Annotated in this window: 13 protein-coding genes; 9 read left to right on the forward strand and 4 right to left on the reverse strand. The window is 66.8% G+C overall.

The window, feature by feature from the left end; genetic code table 11:
* The first annotated feature begins 9 nt into the window (after positions 1-9).
* The gene (locus AC1RGU_RS07695; RefSeq protein WP_492695802.1) at positions 10-924 is read left to right on the forward strand and encodes an amino acid ABC transporter substrate-binding protein; all 915 of its coding nucleotides are present in this window, start codon (positions 10-12) and stop codon (positions 922-924) included.
* Between the two features lie 29 nt (positions 925-953).
* Here the strand turns inward: AC1RGU_RS07695 and AC1RGU_RS07700 are convergent, their stop codons facing one another.
* The 3 genes from AC1RGU_RS07700 to AC1RGU_RS07710 form a co-directional block, all read right to left on the reverse strand.
* Positions 954-1,724, reverse strand: a complete 771-nt coding sequence (locus AC1RGU_RS07700) for a TIGR04325 family methyltransferase (RefSeq protein ID WP_492695804.1) — start codon at positions 1,722-1,724, stop codon at positions 954-956.
* A gap of 92 nt (positions 1,725-1,816) precedes the next feature.
* Positions 1,817-2,710, reverse strand: a complete 894-nt coding sequence (locus tag AC1RGU_RS07705; protein ID WP_062474629.1) for a response regulator transcription factor — start codon at positions 2,708-2,710, stop codon at positions 1,817-1,819.
* The gene (locus AC1RGU_RS07710) at positions 2,682-6,077 is read right to left on the reverse strand and encodes a hybrid sensor histidine kinase/response regulator (protein ID WP_492695807.1); all 3,396 of its coding nucleotides are present in this window, start codon (positions 6,075-6,077) and stop codon (positions 2,682-2,684) included. The genes AC1RGU_RS07705 and AC1RGU_RS07710 overlap by 29 nt, the downstream gene beginning before the upstream one ends.
* Positions 6,078-6,321: 244 nt before the next feature.
* On the opposite strand from AC1RGU_RS07710, the gene urtA reads away from it, so the two are divergent.
* From urtA to AC1RGU_RS07750, 8 genes are all read left to right on the forward strand, one after another.
* Positions 6,322-7,590: an urea ABC transporter substrate-binding protein gene (gene urtA / locus AC1RGU_RS07715; RefSeq protein ID WP_062478305.1), complete on the forward strand. Its 1,269-nt coding sequence runs from the start codon at positions 6,322-6,324 to the stop codon at positions 7,588-7,590.
* Positions 7,591-7,714: 124 nt separating this feature from the next.
* Positions 7,715-8,629, forward strand: a complete 915-nt coding sequence (gene urtB, locus AC1RGU_RS07720) for an urea ABC transporter permease subunit UrtB (RefSeq protein ID WP_139701702.1) — start codon at positions 7,715-7,717, stop codon at positions 8,627-8,629.
* Positions 8,630-8,658: 29 nt separating this feature from the next.
* A complete protein-coding gene (gene urtC / locus AC1RGU_RS07725; protein WP_492695809.1) occupies positions 8,659-9,855 on the forward strand; it encodes an urea ABC transporter permease subunit UrtC in 1,197 nt (398 codons plus the stop codon).
* 21 nt (positions 9,856-9,876) lie between these two features.
* Positions 9,877-10,620: an urea ABC transporter ATP-binding protein UrtD gene (gene urtD / locus AC1RGU_RS07730; RefSeq protein WP_095744996.1), complete on the forward strand. Its 744-nt coding sequence runs from the start codon at positions 9,877-9,879 to the stop codon at positions 10,618-10,620.
* Positions 10,621-10,635: 15 nt separating this feature from the next.
* On the forward strand, positions 10,636-11,325 hold the full coding sequence (gene urtE, locus AC1RGU_RS07735; RefSeq protein WP_062478384.1) for an urea ABC transporter ATP-binding subunit UrtE: 690 nt from the start codon (positions 10,636-10,638) through the stop codon (positions 11,323-11,325).
* 24 nt (positions 11,326-11,349) lie between these two features.
* Positions 11,350-12,582 (forward strand): formamidase, encoded by a 1,233-nt coding sequence (fmdA, locus tag AC1RGU_RS07740; RefSeq protein WP_307693859.1) that lies wholly within the window; start codon positions 11,350-11,352, stop codon positions 12,580-12,582.
* A gap of 4 nt (positions 12,583-12,586) precedes the next feature.
* On the forward strand, positions 12,587-12,931 hold the full coding sequence (locus AC1RGU_RS07745; protein WP_095947570.1) for a zinc ribbon domain-containing protein: 345 nt from the start codon (positions 12,587-12,589) through the stop codon (positions 12,929-12,931).
* 231 nt (positions 12,932-13,162) lie between these two features.
* Positions 13,163-13,513 (forward strand): hypothetical protein, encoded by a 351-nt coding sequence (locus AC1RGU_RS07750; protein WP_056582144.1) that lies wholly within the window; start codon positions 13,163-13,165, stop codon positions 13,511-13,513.
* A gap of 91 nt (positions 13,514-13,604) precedes the next feature.
* On the opposite strand, the gene AC1RGU_RS07755 is transcribed toward AC1RGU_RS07750, so the two are convergent.
* Positions 13,605-14,468 (reverse strand): helix-turn-helix domain-containing protein, encoded by an 864-nt coding sequence (locus AC1RGU_RS07755; RefSeq protein ID WP_492685450.1) that lies wholly within the window; start codon positions 14,466-14,468, stop codon positions 13,605-13,607.
* Positions 14,469-14,705 lie beyond the last annotated feature (237 nt).

The following is a 14,705-nucleotide window of genomic DNA, read 5'->3' on the forward strand; positions in this document are numbered from 1 at the left end:
AGCGCCGACGTGAAAACAACCCACTGCCTTCTGGCGGCCGCAACGGCCGCGGCGCTCCTGCTGAGCGCCGGGCGTGCATCCGCCCAAACCGACGTGCTGAAGAAGATCAGGGAGTCCGGCGCCATCACCATGGGCGTGCGCGACGCCTCGGGCGCCATGTCCTTCACCCTGGGGCCCGGCAGCTACACGGGCTTTCACGTCGAGGTCTGCGAACGTGTCATTGCCGACATCGGGAAGGCGTTGCAGATCGGCAAGATCCACGTGAAGTACCAGCTCGTCACGCCGCAGAACCGCATGCCGCTCGTGCAGAACGGAACGGTCGAGATCGAGTGCGGCACCACGACCAACAATGCGGCGCGCCAGAAAGACGTCGCGTTCGCCCCGACGCTCTATGTCGAAGGGGTTCGCATCGCGGTCAAGACGACATCCGGCGTTGCTTCTGCGGCTCAGCTCGCCGGCAAGGCGGTGGCCGTCACGACGGGGAGCACCTCCGTCCAGCTGCTGAGAAAACTCAAGCGCGACAACGCCCCGGAGATCGCGCAGGTGTACGCCAAGGACAACAGCGAAGGGTTCCTGCTGCTCGAATCGGGCCGCGCAGAGGGCTTCGTCGCCGACGGGCAGATCCTTGCCACCTTGATTTCCAGGAGCAAGGAGCCCGCGCAGTACCGCTTGCTCGACCAGGTGCTCAGCGTCGAGCCGATCGCGATCATGATTCCCAAGGGCGATGCCGCGTTCAAGAAGCTGGTCGATCAAAGCGTCCTGGCGTTGGCAAGGAGCGGGGAGGCCGCGCGGCTCTACGACAAGTGGTTCATGCAACCCATTGCGCCGCACGGCGCGAAGGTGGGGCTGCCGGCCAGTGCCCTGACCAGGGCCGCCTGGGCCAACCCCAGCGACAAGCCGATGGAAGACTACGAGGTGCGATAGGGCGGCACCCGCAAGGCGACGAGGTCGAATCAGGCGATCAGGTCGAAGCAGCAGCCCGCGTAGTAAGGCTTGTCCCCGCCATCGACGAAGGGCACCTCGATCGGCTTGCCCTCGTTGCGCCACACGTCGCGCTTGCGGTAGCCGGAGCGTGCCAGGTCGGCCAGCAGTTCGTCGTGGTGCTGGATGCGGTAGGCGCACACGGCCACGCCGATGCTGTTGAGCGTGTAGATCGTGCGCTCGGGGTGCACGGCCGTGGTGTTCATGACGATGCGCCGGGGCTTCACGGCGAGCGCGGAAAGAATCGCGTCCATGCGCATCGGCAGGTACTGCAGGCTGCCCGACACGTACAGCACGTCGCAGCCGCTCGCGTCGCGGTAGTCGGTGGTGAAGCCGAGCTGCGCGGTCGCCTCGCGCTTGACGGCCATCGCGCGGCCGCTCTCGACCACGCCGGGCACGTCGCACACGGTCCAGCGCAGGGTGTCGGGGTAGCTCAGCACGCGCCGGAAGGCGTAGTACTTGATGCCGACGTGCCCGCCCAGGTCGAACACGCGCGTCAGGCCTGCATCGATGGAGCGGCCCAGCCAGAAGAGGCCGGGATAGTCGTAGAAATAGATCTGCGGGCTGTAGAGCTCGCCCGCGTCGGCATTGGCATAGCCGACCGCCTTGCTGGGCGGTGCGCCGGCCTCGGCCGCCTCGAAGCTCTCGAACGACCCCATGAAGAGGTTCTCGTCCGTGTTGTTCAGGAACTTGCGCCGGTAGGCGCTTTCGCGGGGCGGGAAGGTCAGCAGGCTTGAAAGCATCTCTCTCTCCTGTGGCTTTCGCATTCTGAGCGCAACCGGCGCCTTTGGGGGGCGATAGCCCAGCGCCGCGGGGGCGGTTACCCCGTGGGGCTTTACATGCCGCTCGCCAGTGCCGCAGCCGCCGCGCGGGTCTCCACCCCCAGCTTCTCGAAGATGTGCTCCAGGTGCTTGTTCACCGTGCGCGGGCTGGTGCCCAGGATCTCGCCGATGTCGCGGTTGGTCTTGCCCTTGGCGAGCCAGGACAACACCTCGGTCTCGCGCGGCGTGAGGGCCGCATCGGCCAGGCGTGCGGCCGGGCCTTCGCGCTGGATGGCGAACAGCAGCATGGTCTCGCCGAGCGCCGCCGCGCCCAGGTTGCGCACCGACAGGCGCATGCCCGTGGCGGTGCCGATGGCGATCGACGCACCCGGCGCCAGCGCAGGCTCCACCGACGCGGGCAGGCGCCCCGGCGCCACCGGGTCTTCGAGCGCGTGCAGCCACAGCGCGGCCTGCGGCGAGCGCCAGGCGATGCGCCCGCGCGTGTCGACGAACACCACGCCCATGCCCGCCACGTCGACCGCGTCGCGCGCCATGCGCGTGATGCGGGCGTTGCGCGTGTGGGTGTGCAGCCGCGCCAGCACCTCCTGCGCGCGGATCGGCTTCACCACGTAGTCGACGCCGCCGCACTCGAAGCCCTCGACCACGTGCGCGGTTTCCGACAGGCCCGTCATGAACAGCACCGGAATGTGCGCCAGCGCCGCGTTGGCCTTGATGCGCCGGCAGGTCTCGAAGCCCGAGAGGCCGGGCATCAGGCCGTCGAGCAATATCGCGTCGGGCACCACCAGCTCGAGCCGCTGCAGCGCGGCCTCGCCGTCGGCCGCCACCAGCACGGTGTAGCCGCTGGCCTCGAGCGTGTCGCACAGCATGCCCAGGCTGCTGGGGGCGTCGTCCACCACCAGCACGACGGGGCGTTCGGATTCATGACCGGGCGAGGGGAGTGTCTGCATCTTCTGCCAGTGCGTTGCGGAGGTTGTCGAGTTCGAAGCGCGCGACCATGCCGCGCAGCCAGGTGCAGGTGGCCGCCGCGGCGGGCGAGGCGGCGGCCAGCCGGTCGAGCGCGGTGTGCAGGCCGCGCACATGGCCCATCTGCACCAGGCGCATGAGGTCGGCGCGGTCGTCTTCGCCGAGCGCGAGCAGGGGCGGGCGCGGCGGCGCCAGGTCGGGGTCGGCGGGCGGCGGCAGGGCGTCGCCGATCGCCAGCCATTCGAGGCCCAGGTGCCGCTCCAGCGTGGCGATGAGTTCCGACTCGATCACCGGCTTGCCCACGAAGGCCTGGCAGCCCGCGGCGCGCAGCCGGTCGGCCTGGTTCTCGAACATGTTGGCCGAGACGATGATGATCGGCAGCTCGGCGAAGCCCGAGGCCCGCACCGAGCGCGCGGTCTGCCAGCCGTCCATGTCGTCCATCGTCAGGTCGAGCAGGATGGCCGAGGGCAGCTCTTCGCGCAGGCTGTCCAGGCACTCGGTGCCGCTGGCCGCCTCGCGCACCGTGAAGCCCAGCGGCGCGAGCATGCCGGCCAGCATCTGGCGCTGCACCGGCTGGTCGTCCACCACCAGCAGCGTGCGGCGCTCGCCCAGGTAGCCCGACACCGGCTCGCGCGAGCCCGCCTGCGGGCCGGGGTCAGTCACCTCACGCAGGTACACGCGCACGCTGAAGGTGCTGCCCGCTGAAGAAGTCGACGCCAGTTTGAGCTCGCCGCCCATGAGCGAGGTGAGCAGCCCAGTGATGGTCAGGCCCAGTCCCGTGCCCGGCTCGCCGCGCCGGCGGCCTGCGGCGCCGCGCTCGAAGGGCAGGAAGATGCGCTGGCGGTCCTGCGGCGCCACGCCGATGCCGGTGTCGACCACGTCGAAGCGCAGCACCTCGCGCCGCGCGTCGACGTGCAGCGTGACGGTGCCGCTGTCGGTGAAGCGCACGGCGTTGGTCAGCAGGTTGATGAGAATCTGGCGCAGCCACTTCACGTCGGCATGCACCCACGGCGGCAGTTGGCCCGCATGCGTGTAGACGAACGCCAGGCCTTTGGCCTCGGCCTGCGGCCGCACCATTTGCACCACCTGGTCGAGAAAGGCCGGCAGCGCCAGCGGCGAGGGCTCCAGCTGCAGGCGGCCGGCCTCGATGCGCGCCAGGTCGAGCAGCCCGTCGATGAGGCCCAGCATGTGCTCGCCGCTGCGGTGGATGGTCTGCACCGCCTCGCGCGGCGGCAGGGCCGCGTCGCCGCCCTTGAGCAGGATCTGCGAGTAGCCCAGGATGCTGTTGAGCGGCGTGCGCAGCTCGTGCGTCATGCCGGCCACGTAGCGGGTCTTGGCCTGGTTCGCGGCTTCGGCGGCTTCCTTGGCGGTCTGCAGCGCGGCGTCGGTGCGGCGGTGCGCTTCGATCTCGAGCGCAAGCAGGTTGTTGTGGCGGTTCGACTCTTCCTGCGCCATCTGCCGGCTCTCGCTGCCCAGCACCACCCACCACGCGGCGACGGCGGCGATCACCGAGAGCAGCGCGAACACCTTGAGGAAGGCTGTCGCCATCGCCGAATCGATGGTGCCCGCGATGGCCTCCTGCGCGTAGACCACGCCCACCACCGTGGCCAGCAACGCGATGAGCGAGGTGGCGACCAGCAGGTAGTGCGCGACGCGGAAGTTCAGCCGCGCCGACAGCGCGGGCGGCAGCAGCGCCTGCAGCCAGCCGCTCATCTGCTCGGCCGCGCGCGAGTCGGTCTTGCAGCGGTCGTGGCAGCGCGATTCGAGCGTGCAGCACAGCGAGCAGATCGGCGCGCTGTAGGCCGGGCAGTGCGCCATGTCTTCCGACTCGAAGCTGTTGTCGCACACCGAGCATTTCACGCTCTGGCCCGGCGTCCAGCGGTCGATGTCGGTGCGCGCCAGGTAGTAGCGCCCGCGCGTCTGCCATGCCAGCAGCGGCGACACGGCCATGGCGGTGGCCAGCGCGATGAAGGGCGAGAAGGCCCGCGCCCACTGGCCCAGTGCGCCCGAGTAGGCCAGCATCGCCAGCGCCGCCGCCACCAGCATCGCGACCAGGCCCACGGGGTTGATGTCGTACAGGTGCGCGCGCTTGAACTCGATGGTCTTCGGGCTCCAGCCCAGCGGCTTGTTGATGACCAGGTCGGCCACCAGCGCGCCGACCCAGGCGATGGCGATGTTGCTGTAGAAGCCCAGCACGTGCTCCAGCGCGGCGAACACGCCCAGCGCCATCAGCAGGATCGCGATGGCCACGTTGAACACCAGCCACACCACGCGCCCCGGGTGGCTGTGCGTGAGGCGCGCGAAGAAGTTCGACCACGCCAGCGAGCCTGCGTAGGCGTTGGTCAGGTTGATCTTCATCTGCGACACCACTACGAACAGCACCGTGATGCCGAGCACCCACGCCGGGTCGCGCAGCACGTACGAGAAGCCCGTGAGGTACATCTGCGTGGGCTCGATCGCGTGGTTGGCCGGTATCTCGTGCTGCAGCGCCAGGAAGGCGAGGAACGCGCCGCCCATCATCTTCAGCATGCCCGGCACGATCCAGCCCGGCCCCGCGACCAGCACTGCCGTCCACCAACGGCCACGGTTGGCGGCGGTCTTCTCGGGCAAAAAGCGCAGGTAGTCGACCTGCTCGCCGATCTGCACCACGAGCGAGAAGGCCACGGTGGCGGCAGCGCCGAACATCAGCGGATCGAAGCCGCTGCTGTCCGAGGTGCGGCCCACGAGGCCGGTGAAGTCGGCGTACAGCTCGGGCTTCTTCACCATCACCGCGATGAAGGGGCAGACGAACAGCACGATCCAGATCGGCTGCGTCCACAGCTGCAGCCCCGAGATGAGCGTTATGCCGCGCGCCACCAGCGGAATGATCACGATGGACGACACCAGGTACAGCAGCCACAGCGGCCAATCGAGGTACATCTGCAGCGCCAGCGCGAGGATGGCCGCCTCGAGCGCGAAGAAGATGAAAGTGAAGCTCGCGTAGATCAGCGAGGTGAGGGTGGAGCCCAGGTAGCCGAAGCCCGCGCCGCGCGTGAGCAGGTCCATGTCCACGCCGTGCCGCGCCGCGTAGTACGAGATCGGCAGGCCCGTGAGAAAGGTGATGAGCCCCACCACCAGGATCGCCCACAGCGCGTTCGAGAAACCGTAGCTCAGCGCGATCGCGCCGCCGATGGCCTCCAGCGCCAGGAACGAGGTGGCGCCGAAGGCCGCATTGGCCACGCGGAACTCCGACCACTTGCGAAAGCTGCGCGGCGTGTAGCGCAGCGCGTAGTCCTCCAGCGTTTCGTTCGCGACCCAGGCGTTGTAGTCGCGGCGGATGCGAAAGATCTTCTGTCCGGAGACGGATGTCATGGCGGGTTCTCGCGGCGGCGGCAACGGTGGCATGCGGCAGGTACAGCAAGAAGCGCTCCCTGCTGTCTCGTGCCTTGTCTGCTCGCGAGTCTGCGGCCCGGGCAGGGGCGCATCGCTACGTTGAATGACGTATTCGCGAGTACGCAAGTGATTTCTAAAGTACCAGCCATGGTGCTCGCAGCACCGTCCGATGCACTGCGATGGTGCGCGGCTCACTCTTCTTTCAACCTGCCTGGAGTTCCTGATGTCGCGTGATTCCGATCCTTCTTCCCTCGATGCCATGGCACTGCGCCGCCGCCGCCTGCTGCAGGGCGCCGCCGCGCTGCCCGTGATGGGCCTGAGCGGCCTGAGCTTCGGCCAGGGTCAGTTCCCCACGGCCAAGGTCAACACCACCAAGCTCGCGGTGACCGACACCGAGGTCACGGTGGGCCAGCTGCATTCGTCCACCGGCACCATGGCCATCTCGGAGACCGGTTCCATCCAGGCCGAGCAACTCGCCATCGACCAGATCAACGCGATGGGCGGCATCCTGGGTCGCAAGATCAAGGTCATCAAGGAAGACGGTGCCTCCGACTGGCCCACCTTCGCCGAGAAGTCGAAGAAGCTGCTGGTCAACGACAAGGTCGCGGCCGTGTTCGGCTGCTGGACCAGCGCCTCGCGCAAGGCCGTGCTGCCGGTGTTCGAAAAAGAGAACGGCCTGCTGTACTACCCAACCTTCTACGAAGGCCTGGAGCAGAGCAAGAACGTGATCTACACGGGGCAGGAGGCCACGCAGCAGATCATCTGGGGGCTGGACTGGGGCGCGAAGGAGAAGAAGGCCAAGACCTTCTTCCTCGTCGGCTCCGACTACATCTGGCCGCGCACCTCGATGAAGATCGCGCGCAAGCACATCGAGAACTTCCAGAAGGGTTCGGTCAAGGGCGAGGAGTACTACCCGCTGGGCCACACCAACTTCAACTCGCTGATCAACAAGATCAAGGTCGCCAAGCCCGACTGCATCTTCGCGGCCGTGGTGGGCGGCTCGAACGTGGCCTTCTACAAGCAGCTCAAGGCCGCGGGCATCACCGGCGACAAGCAGTTCCTGCTGACGCTGGCCGTGACCGAAGACGAAATGACCGGCGTGGGCGGCGAGAACTTCGCGGGCTTCTACTCGTCGATGAAGTACTTCCAGACGCTGGACAACGAGAACAACAAGAAGTTCGTGGCCGCCTTCAAGGCCAAGTACGGCAAGGACGCGGTGATCGGCGACGTGACGCAGGCGGGCTACCTCGGCCCGTGGCTGTGGAAGGCCGCGGTGGAGAAGGCGGGCAGCTTCGACATCGACAAGGTGGTGGCGGCGTCGCCGGGCATCGAGCTGAAGACGGCGCCGGAAGGCTACGTGAAGCTGGACGCCAACCACCATCTGTGGAGCAAGGCGCGCATTGGGCAGGGGCAGCTCGACGGCAGCTTCAAGGTCGTTGCGGAATCGGGCGAGCTCATCAAGCCCGATCCGTTCCCCAAGGGGTATCAGTAACTCCCCCGAAGCGGCTCACTTCGTGTAGCCGCCTCCCCCTCAAGGGGGCGACACCTGCGGCCCGGCAAAGCCGGTTCCGCGGTGTCTCACGACTTGTTCCCTGACCCTTACCGGATATTGCGCAATGAGCCTCTCGGACATGATGAACATCGGCCTGATGCAGGGCTTCGCGGGGCTGAGCCTCTTCGCGGTGCTGCTGCTCATGGGCCTCGGGCTCGCGATCATCTTCGGGCAGATGGGCGTGATCAACATGGCGCATGGCGAGTTCATGACCATCGGCGCCTACTCGATCTTCCTGGCCGCGCAGGTGACCGAACGCATGGCGCCCTCGCTCATGCCGTACTACTTTCCGATCGCGATCGGGCTGGCCTTCGTGTTCGCCTTCATCGCGGGCTGGCTCGTGGAGTGGGCGCTGATTCGCCACCTGTACAAGCGGCCGCTCGACACGCTGCTCGCCACCTGGGGCGTGAGCCTGGGCCTGCAGCAGATCTTCCGCACCTTCATCGGCCCGAAGGAAGTGAGCCCCACGCTGCCCGAGTGGCTCATGGGCTCGTGGACGCCGCATGAAGGCCTGGACATCCCGATCAACGGCCTGTTCGTGCTGGCGCTCACCGCGCTGGTCACGGGCGGCGTGCTCATCGCCTTGCACAAGAGCCGCTGGGGCCTGCGGGTGCGCGCCACCGTGGCCAACCGCACCATGGCCAACGCCACCGGCATCGACACCAAGAAGACCGACCGCCTCACCTTCGCCATCGGCTGCGGCATTGCCGGCGTGGCGGGCGCGGCCTTCACCACCATCGGCTCGACCGGGCCGACCTCGGGCTCGCTGTACATCGTCGACGCTTTCCTGGTCGTCACCTTCGGCGGCGCGGCCAGCCTGCTGGGCACCGTGGTCTCGGCCTTCGGCATCGCACAGACCCAGTCGATCTCGGAGTTCTTCATGACCGGCTCGATGGCCAAGGTGCTGACGCTGTCGCTGATCGTGCTGATTCTCATGATGCGACCGCAGGGACTTTTCGCAGTCAAGGTCCGCCGCTGAACCCGATTCCTGTTTTGGAGAACGTTCCGATGAATTTCATCAAGGCCTCGATCCTGCGCTACCAGCTCGGCAGCCTGCTGCTCCTGGTGCTGCTGCTGGCGGTCGTGCTGCCGCTCTCGCTCGACATCTTTCGCCTGAACCTCGTGGGCAAGTACCTCAGCTACGCCTTCGTGGCCGTGGGCCTCGTCATGGTGTGGGGCTACGGCGGCGTGCTGAGTCTGGGGCAGGGCGTGTTCTTCGGCATCGGCGGCTATGCGATGGCGATGTTCCTCAAGCTCGAAGCCTCCGACCCGATCACGACCAAGATCCAGTCGACGCCCGGCATTCCGGACTTCATGGACTGGAACCAGATCACCGAGCTGCCCGCGCTGTGGCTGCCGTTCAAGAGCCTGCCGCTGAGCCTGGCGCTGGTGGTGCTGGCGCCGATGGCACTGGCCTGGCTCATCAGCTTCGCGATGTTCAAGCGCCGCGTGGGCGGCGTGTACTTCGCGATCATCACGCAGGCGGTGGCGCTGATCTGCACCGTGCTCATCATCGGCCAGCAGGGCTACACGGGCGGCGTGAACGGCATGACCGACCTGAAGACGCTGCTGGGCTGGGACACCCGCACCGACAGCGCCAAGTACATCCTGTACTACGTCTGCGTGGGCCTGCTGGCGGCCAGCATCGTGCTGTGCCGCTGGGTGCAGACGAGCAAGCTGGGCACGCTGCTGCTGGCCATGCGCGACAAGGAAGACCGCGTGCGCTTCTCGGGCTACGACGTGTCGAACTTCAAGGTCTTCACCTTCTGCCTGGCGGCCGGGCTCTCGGGCATCGGCGGCGCGATGTTCGCGCTGCAGGTGGGCTTCATGTCGCCGAGCTTCGTGGGCATCGTGCCCTCGATCGAGATGGTGATCTTCTGCGCCGTCGGTGGCCGCATGAGCCTGGTGGGCGCGGTGTACGGCGCGCTGTTGGTGAACGCGGGCAAGACGCTGTTCTCCGAGAGCTTTCCCGACCTGTGGCTGTTCCTGATGGCCGCGCTCTTCATCGGCGTGACCATGGCCTTCCCGATGGGCCTGGCGGGCCTGTGGGAAGACACGATCAAGCCGTGGTGGGCCTCGCGCCGCCAGGCCCTGCGCGACGCCGCGACGAAGCCGCCGCCGGCCGCCGTGTCGGCCCCTTCACCCGTCGCCGCGCCGCAGGCCGAGCCCGCGCTGCCCGAAGGCATCGGCCGCCAGCGCGCTTGACCGAACCCGGAGTCCCATCCCATGAGCAACACCGACTTCGCCCTCGCCGTGGAAGACCTCAGCGTCTCCTTCGACGGCTTCAAGGCCATCGACGACCTGACGCTGTACATCGACCGCAACGAACTGCGCGTGATCATCGGCCCCAACGGCGCCGGCAAGACCACGCTGCTGGACCTGATCTGCGGCAAGACGCGCGCCAGCGCCGGCAGCATCAAGTTCAAGAACACCGAGCTCACCAAGATGGCCGAGCACAAGCGCGTGCGGCTGGGCATCGGGCGCAAGTTCCAGACGCCGTCGATCTACGAGAACCTCAGCGTGTTCCAGAACCTGGAGGTGTCGTTCCCGAAAGGGCGCTCGGTGTTCGGCGCGCTGGCCTTCCAGTGCGACGACGAAGTCAAGGGCAAGGTGCAGGCCATCGCCACGGAGATCGGCCTGGCCGACAAGCTCGGCACCGAAGCGGGCCTCTTGAGCCACGGCCAGAAGCAGTGGCTGGAGATCGGCATGCTGCTGATGCAGGAGCCCGAGCTGCTGATGCTCGACGAGCCCATTGCCGGCATGAGCGCGCGCGAACGCGAACTCACGGCCGACCTGCTGCAGCGCATCTGCCGCAACCGCGCCGTGATCGTCATCGAGCACGACATGGCCTTCGTCAAGCAGATCGCGCACAAGGTCACCGTGATGCACCAGGGAAAGATCCTCGCCGAAGGGCCGATGGAGAAGGTGCAGGCCGACCCGAAGGTCATCGACGTCTACCTGGGGCACTGAACCATGAGCAACATCATGCTGAAGGTCGACGACCTGCACACCGCCTACGGCCAGAGCGAGGCGCTGCACGGCATCTCGTTCGTGGGCCATGCCAACGAAACCATCGCCATCATGGGCCGCAACGGCATGGGAAAGACCACGCTGTTCAAGAGCCTCATGGGTGTGCTGCCGATCAAGAGCGGGCGCATCGAGGTCGCGGGGCAGGACGTGTCGCGCGACGAGAGCTTTCGCCGCGTGGCCAAGGGCATCGCCTACGTGCCGCAGGGCCGCATGATCTTCCCGACGCTGACCGTGGAAGAGAACATCCAGACCGGCCTGGAGAACTCGAAGACCCGCCGCATCCCCGAGGAAATCTACGCGCTCTTCCCCGTGCTGTGGGACATGAAGAGCCGCAAGGGCGGCAACCTCTCGGGCGGCCAGCAGCAGCAGCTCGCCATTGCGCGCGCGCTCGTCACCGACCCCAAGGTGCTGCTGCTCGACGAGCCCACCGAGGGCATCCAGCCTTCGATCATCAAGGACATCGCCAAGGCGCTCAACGAGATCCGCAAGCTGCGCGGCATCACCATCGTCGTGTCCGAGCAGGTGCTGAGTTTCGCGATGGACGTGGCCGACCGGTTGTTCGTCATCGAAGGCGGCCGCCTCGTGCATGAGACCGCGCGCGACAAGACCGATGTGGAACACATCAAAGCCTATCTCTCTGTCTAACCACAACCCCAGGAGCCACTGCACATGACGGACACGCTGATCAAGGTCGACCTGACCAAGCCGCCCACCGAGAACGAGAACATCCACAACCGCTGGCACCCGGACATTCCGATGGCCTGCTGGGTCAACCCGGGCGACGACTTCATCCTCGAGACTTTCGACTGGACCGGCGGCTTCATCAAGAACAACGACAGCGCCGACGACGTGCGCGACATCGACCTGAGCACGGTGCACTACCTCTCGGGTCCCGTGGGCGTGAAGGGTGCCGAGCCCGGCGACCTGCTGGTGGTCGACCTGCTCGACATCGGCGCCAAGCAGGACAGCCTGTGGGGCTTCAACGGCTTCTTCTCCAAGAAGAACGGCGGTGGCTTCCTCACCGACCATTTCCCCGAGGCGCAGAAATCGATATGGGACTTCAAGGGCATGTTCACGAGCTCGCGCCACATCCCGGGCGTGAACTTCGCGGGGCTGATCCATCCGGGCCTCATCGGCTGCCTGCCCGACAAGCCCATGCTCGACATGTGGAACGAGCGCGAAGGCAAGCTCATCGCCACCGACCCGGACCGCGTGCCCGGCCTCGCGAACCCGCCGTTCGCCGGCACCGCGCACATGGGCAAGATGACCGGTGAAGCGCGCGCCAAGGCCGCGGCTGAAGGTGCGCGCACCGTGCCTCCGCGCGAGCACGGCGGCAACTGCGACATCAAGGATTTGTCGCGCGGCTCCAAGGTGTTCTTCCCCGTGTACGTCGACGGCGCAGGCCTGAGCGTGGGCGACCTGCACTTCAGCCAGGGTGACGGCGAGATCACCTTCTGCGGCGCCATCGAGATGGCCGGCTGGGTGCACATGAAGGTCACGCTCATCAAGGGCGGCATGGCCAAGTACGGCATCAAGAACCCGATCTTCAAGCCCAGCCCCATCACGCCGCAGTACAACGACTACCTGATCTTCGAAGGCATCTCGGTCGACGAGAGCGGCAAGCAGCACTACCTCGACGTGAACGTGGCCTACCGCCAGGCCTGCCTGAACGCCATCGAGTACCTGAAGAAGTTCGGCTACTCGGGCGCGCAGGCCTATTCGATCCTGGGCACGGCGCCGGTGCAGGGCCACATCAGCGGCGTGGTCGACGTGCCCAATTCGTGCGCCACGCTGTGGCTGCCCACGGGCATCTTCGACTTCGACATCAACCCGAACGCCTCGGGCCCGGTGAAGTTCATCGACGGCAGCATCGACATGCCGCTGTCGCACGACCTGCGTTGAAGCCATGCCGACCTACGACTACGCCTGCGGGCAGTGCGGCGGCTTCGAATCGCTGCGGCCTTCGGGCCAGCGCGACGAGCCCGCCGCCTGCCCCGATTGCGGCAGCGCCTCGCCGCGCGTGTTCACGGCCGCGCCGCGTCTGGCACTGATGGCCGCCGACACGCGCCACGCGATGGCCACCAACGAACGCGCGCGCCACGAGCCCGCGAGCTCGCGCGACTATGCGCGGCTGCGGCACCCCTCGGGCTGCGGTTGCTGCTCGGGATCGTCGCGGCGCAGTGCCACGCAGACCGCGCCGAACGGTGCGAAATCGGCCCCGTCGCGGCGGCCCTGGATGATCTCGCACTGAGGGTTCGGCGAGCATTCCTTGCATGCGCTGTGCGCATGCAAGGAATGCCGGCAGCGAGAACTTTTTCGTGCGTTCCCTCTGGAGGAGAGGGTTCCGGCCGCCGCATCGCATGCGCGAGCGGCGCGCGATTGTTTCAATCCCGTGAACGCCGCGATTCCTTTTGCTGTCGTTTTTTGGGGCGCTTCAGGCTCAAACTTCATCCCATCGACACACCACCTGAAGGAGATTGAAATGAATGCCTCGAAGACCCTCGCCGCCGTTGCGCTCTCGCTCCTGGCTGTTGCCGGTGCCCACGCCGAAACCTATGACGGCGTGCACACCGTGAACTCGACGCTCTCGCGTTCGGAAGTCGCGTCGCAAGCCGTGGCCGCCGCCCGTGCCGGCAACGAGTACAGCGACGGCGCCACCGCCGGCGCACAGACCTTCACCTCGACCGCCGACCGCTCGACGATCCGCGCTGAAGCCGTCGCCAAGGCCCACGACCCGCTCGCCAGCCTCGACCGCCGCGCGTTCTACCGCGACGAAGTGCCGGCTGCTTACAAGAAGCCCAGCGTGTCGTTCACGCGCCAGGCTGGCCTGTAATTGGGCGACCACAGTCCCTTCGGGGGCTGACAAGAACGAACGGGCCCTCGGGCCCGTTTTTTTTGTGCGGTCGCGGATCGCTGTCCTTCGCCTAGGCATCCTTGCGCCAGCGCGCCGGTGTCGTGCCGGTCCGGCGGCGAAACGCCTCGGTGAAATGCGCCTGGCTGCTGAAGCCGAATGCATTGGCAATTTCCGCCAGCGGCCGGTCCCGCTGTGCGCGCAACACGCGCGTGGCCGCTTCGATGCGTTGTTCGAGGATGAAGGCGTGGGGCGGCCGCCCGAAGGTCGCTTTGAACATCTTTGCGAAGAGGTACGGGCTCATCGACAGCGACGCGGCAAGCCGGCTGATGGGGAGATCGTCCGACAGCTGTTCCGTGATGACCGCGCGCAGCCGCTCGGTGTCGCGCGCGCCGAACTTGCCGGTGCGTGCCGCTTGCTTCGGCGGGGTCGCGCTGTAGCGCTCGCTGAGCAGCCCGACCAGCGCGAGCGTCAACCCCTCGACATAGCGCCGCCCGACCGGTGAGGCGTCGACAGCCTCGTTCCACAGCGCATTGACGAGGTTTGACACCGTCGGATCGAAGAGCTCGTAGCGTGTCTGGAGTTGGATCGGCGGCACATCGCCGTGCAGCAGGCCGTTCAATCGCGCGGCGGGCAACTGCACGGCAATGACTTCCCCTGGCGTGCCGGCCCACCGGGCCTGATCGATGCGGCAGCCAACTTCGTACAGCTCGACCATGGCGGGTGCGGAGCGCAACTCGCGCGAGCGCCCGGCGGTCGTGAACCATCGCTTGCCGCTGCCGGCGCGAACCACCGCCAGCGACGGCTCGATGCAGACCGCCCCGATGACTTCGGCGTCTGCGGGCAAGCGCTCCAGCGTGATGGGCAGGCCGCACCACCCCGGATCCGCGTTCGCCAGCGGGGGGAACGTTCCACTTTCCACAGAAAAGCCGGCCATGGCATCGCTTCTTGAGTACGGATTCCAGCTGCGAAACGGCGCTTCGCATCGCTTGAAAAGTGCAGCTTAGTGCATGTGTATAAGGGCGCCGGATAGGGTAATCCTTTGCCCTTGCCACCCGTTTCTAGAAAAAAGCGGCGGGTTTTCGATAGAAATGCCCAGCCCCATCTCCTATCGTCGCTCGGCGGCAACACGGACAGCGTGCCGCGGATTTGATTTGATGCAATTTACTTCACA

It is taken from the genome of Variovorax sp. GW823-FHT02B07 (genome assembly GCF_058797695.1).

Coding starts and splice junctions, on each gene's coding strand:
- AC1RGU_RS07700 (WP_492695804.1), bottom strand. CDS start 1,724: ATGCTTTCAAGCCTGCTGACCTTCCCGCCCCGCGAAAGCGCCTACCGG.
- AC1RGU_RS07705 (WP_062474629.1), bottom strand. CDS start 2,710: ATGCAGACACTCCCCTCGCCCGGTCATGAATCCGAACGCCCCGTCGTG.
- AC1RGU_RS07710 (WP_492695807.1), bottom strand. CDS start 6,077: ATGACATCCGTCTCCGGACAGAAGATCTTTCGCATCCGCCGCGACTAC.
- urtA (WP_062478305.1), top strand. CDS start 6,322: ATGTCGCGTGATTCCGATCCTTCTTCCCTCGATGCCATGGCACTGCGC.
- urtB (WP_139701702.1), top strand. CDS start 7,715: ATGAGCCTCTCGGACATGATGAACATCGGCCTGATGCAGGGCTTCGCG.
- urtC (WP_492695809.1), top strand. CDS start 8,659: ATGAATTTCATCAAGGCCTCGATCCTGCGCTACCAGCTCGGCAGCCTG.
- urtD (WP_095744996.1), top strand. CDS start 9,877: ATGAGCAACACCGACTTCGCCCTCGCCGTGGAAGACCTCAGCGTCTCC.
- urtE (WP_062478384.1), top strand. CDS start 10,636: ATGCTGAAGGTCGACGACCTGCACACCGCCTACGGCCAGAGCGAGGCG.
- fmdA (WP_307693859.1), top strand. CDS start 11,350: ATGACGGACACGCTGATCAAGGTCGACCTGACCAAGCCGCCCACCGAG.
- AC1RGU_RS07745 (WP_095947570.1), top strand. CDS start 12,587: ATGCCGACCTACGACTACGCCTGCGGGCAGTGCGGCGGCTTCGAATCG.
- AC1RGU_RS07750 (WP_056582144.1), top strand. CDS start 13,163: ATGAATGCCTCGAAGACCCTCGCCGCCGTTGCGCTCTCGCTCCTGGCT.
- AC1RGU_RS07755 (WP_492685450.1), bottom strand. CDS start 14,468: ATGGCCGGCTTTTCTGTGGAAAGTGGAACGTTCCCCCCGCTGGCGAAC.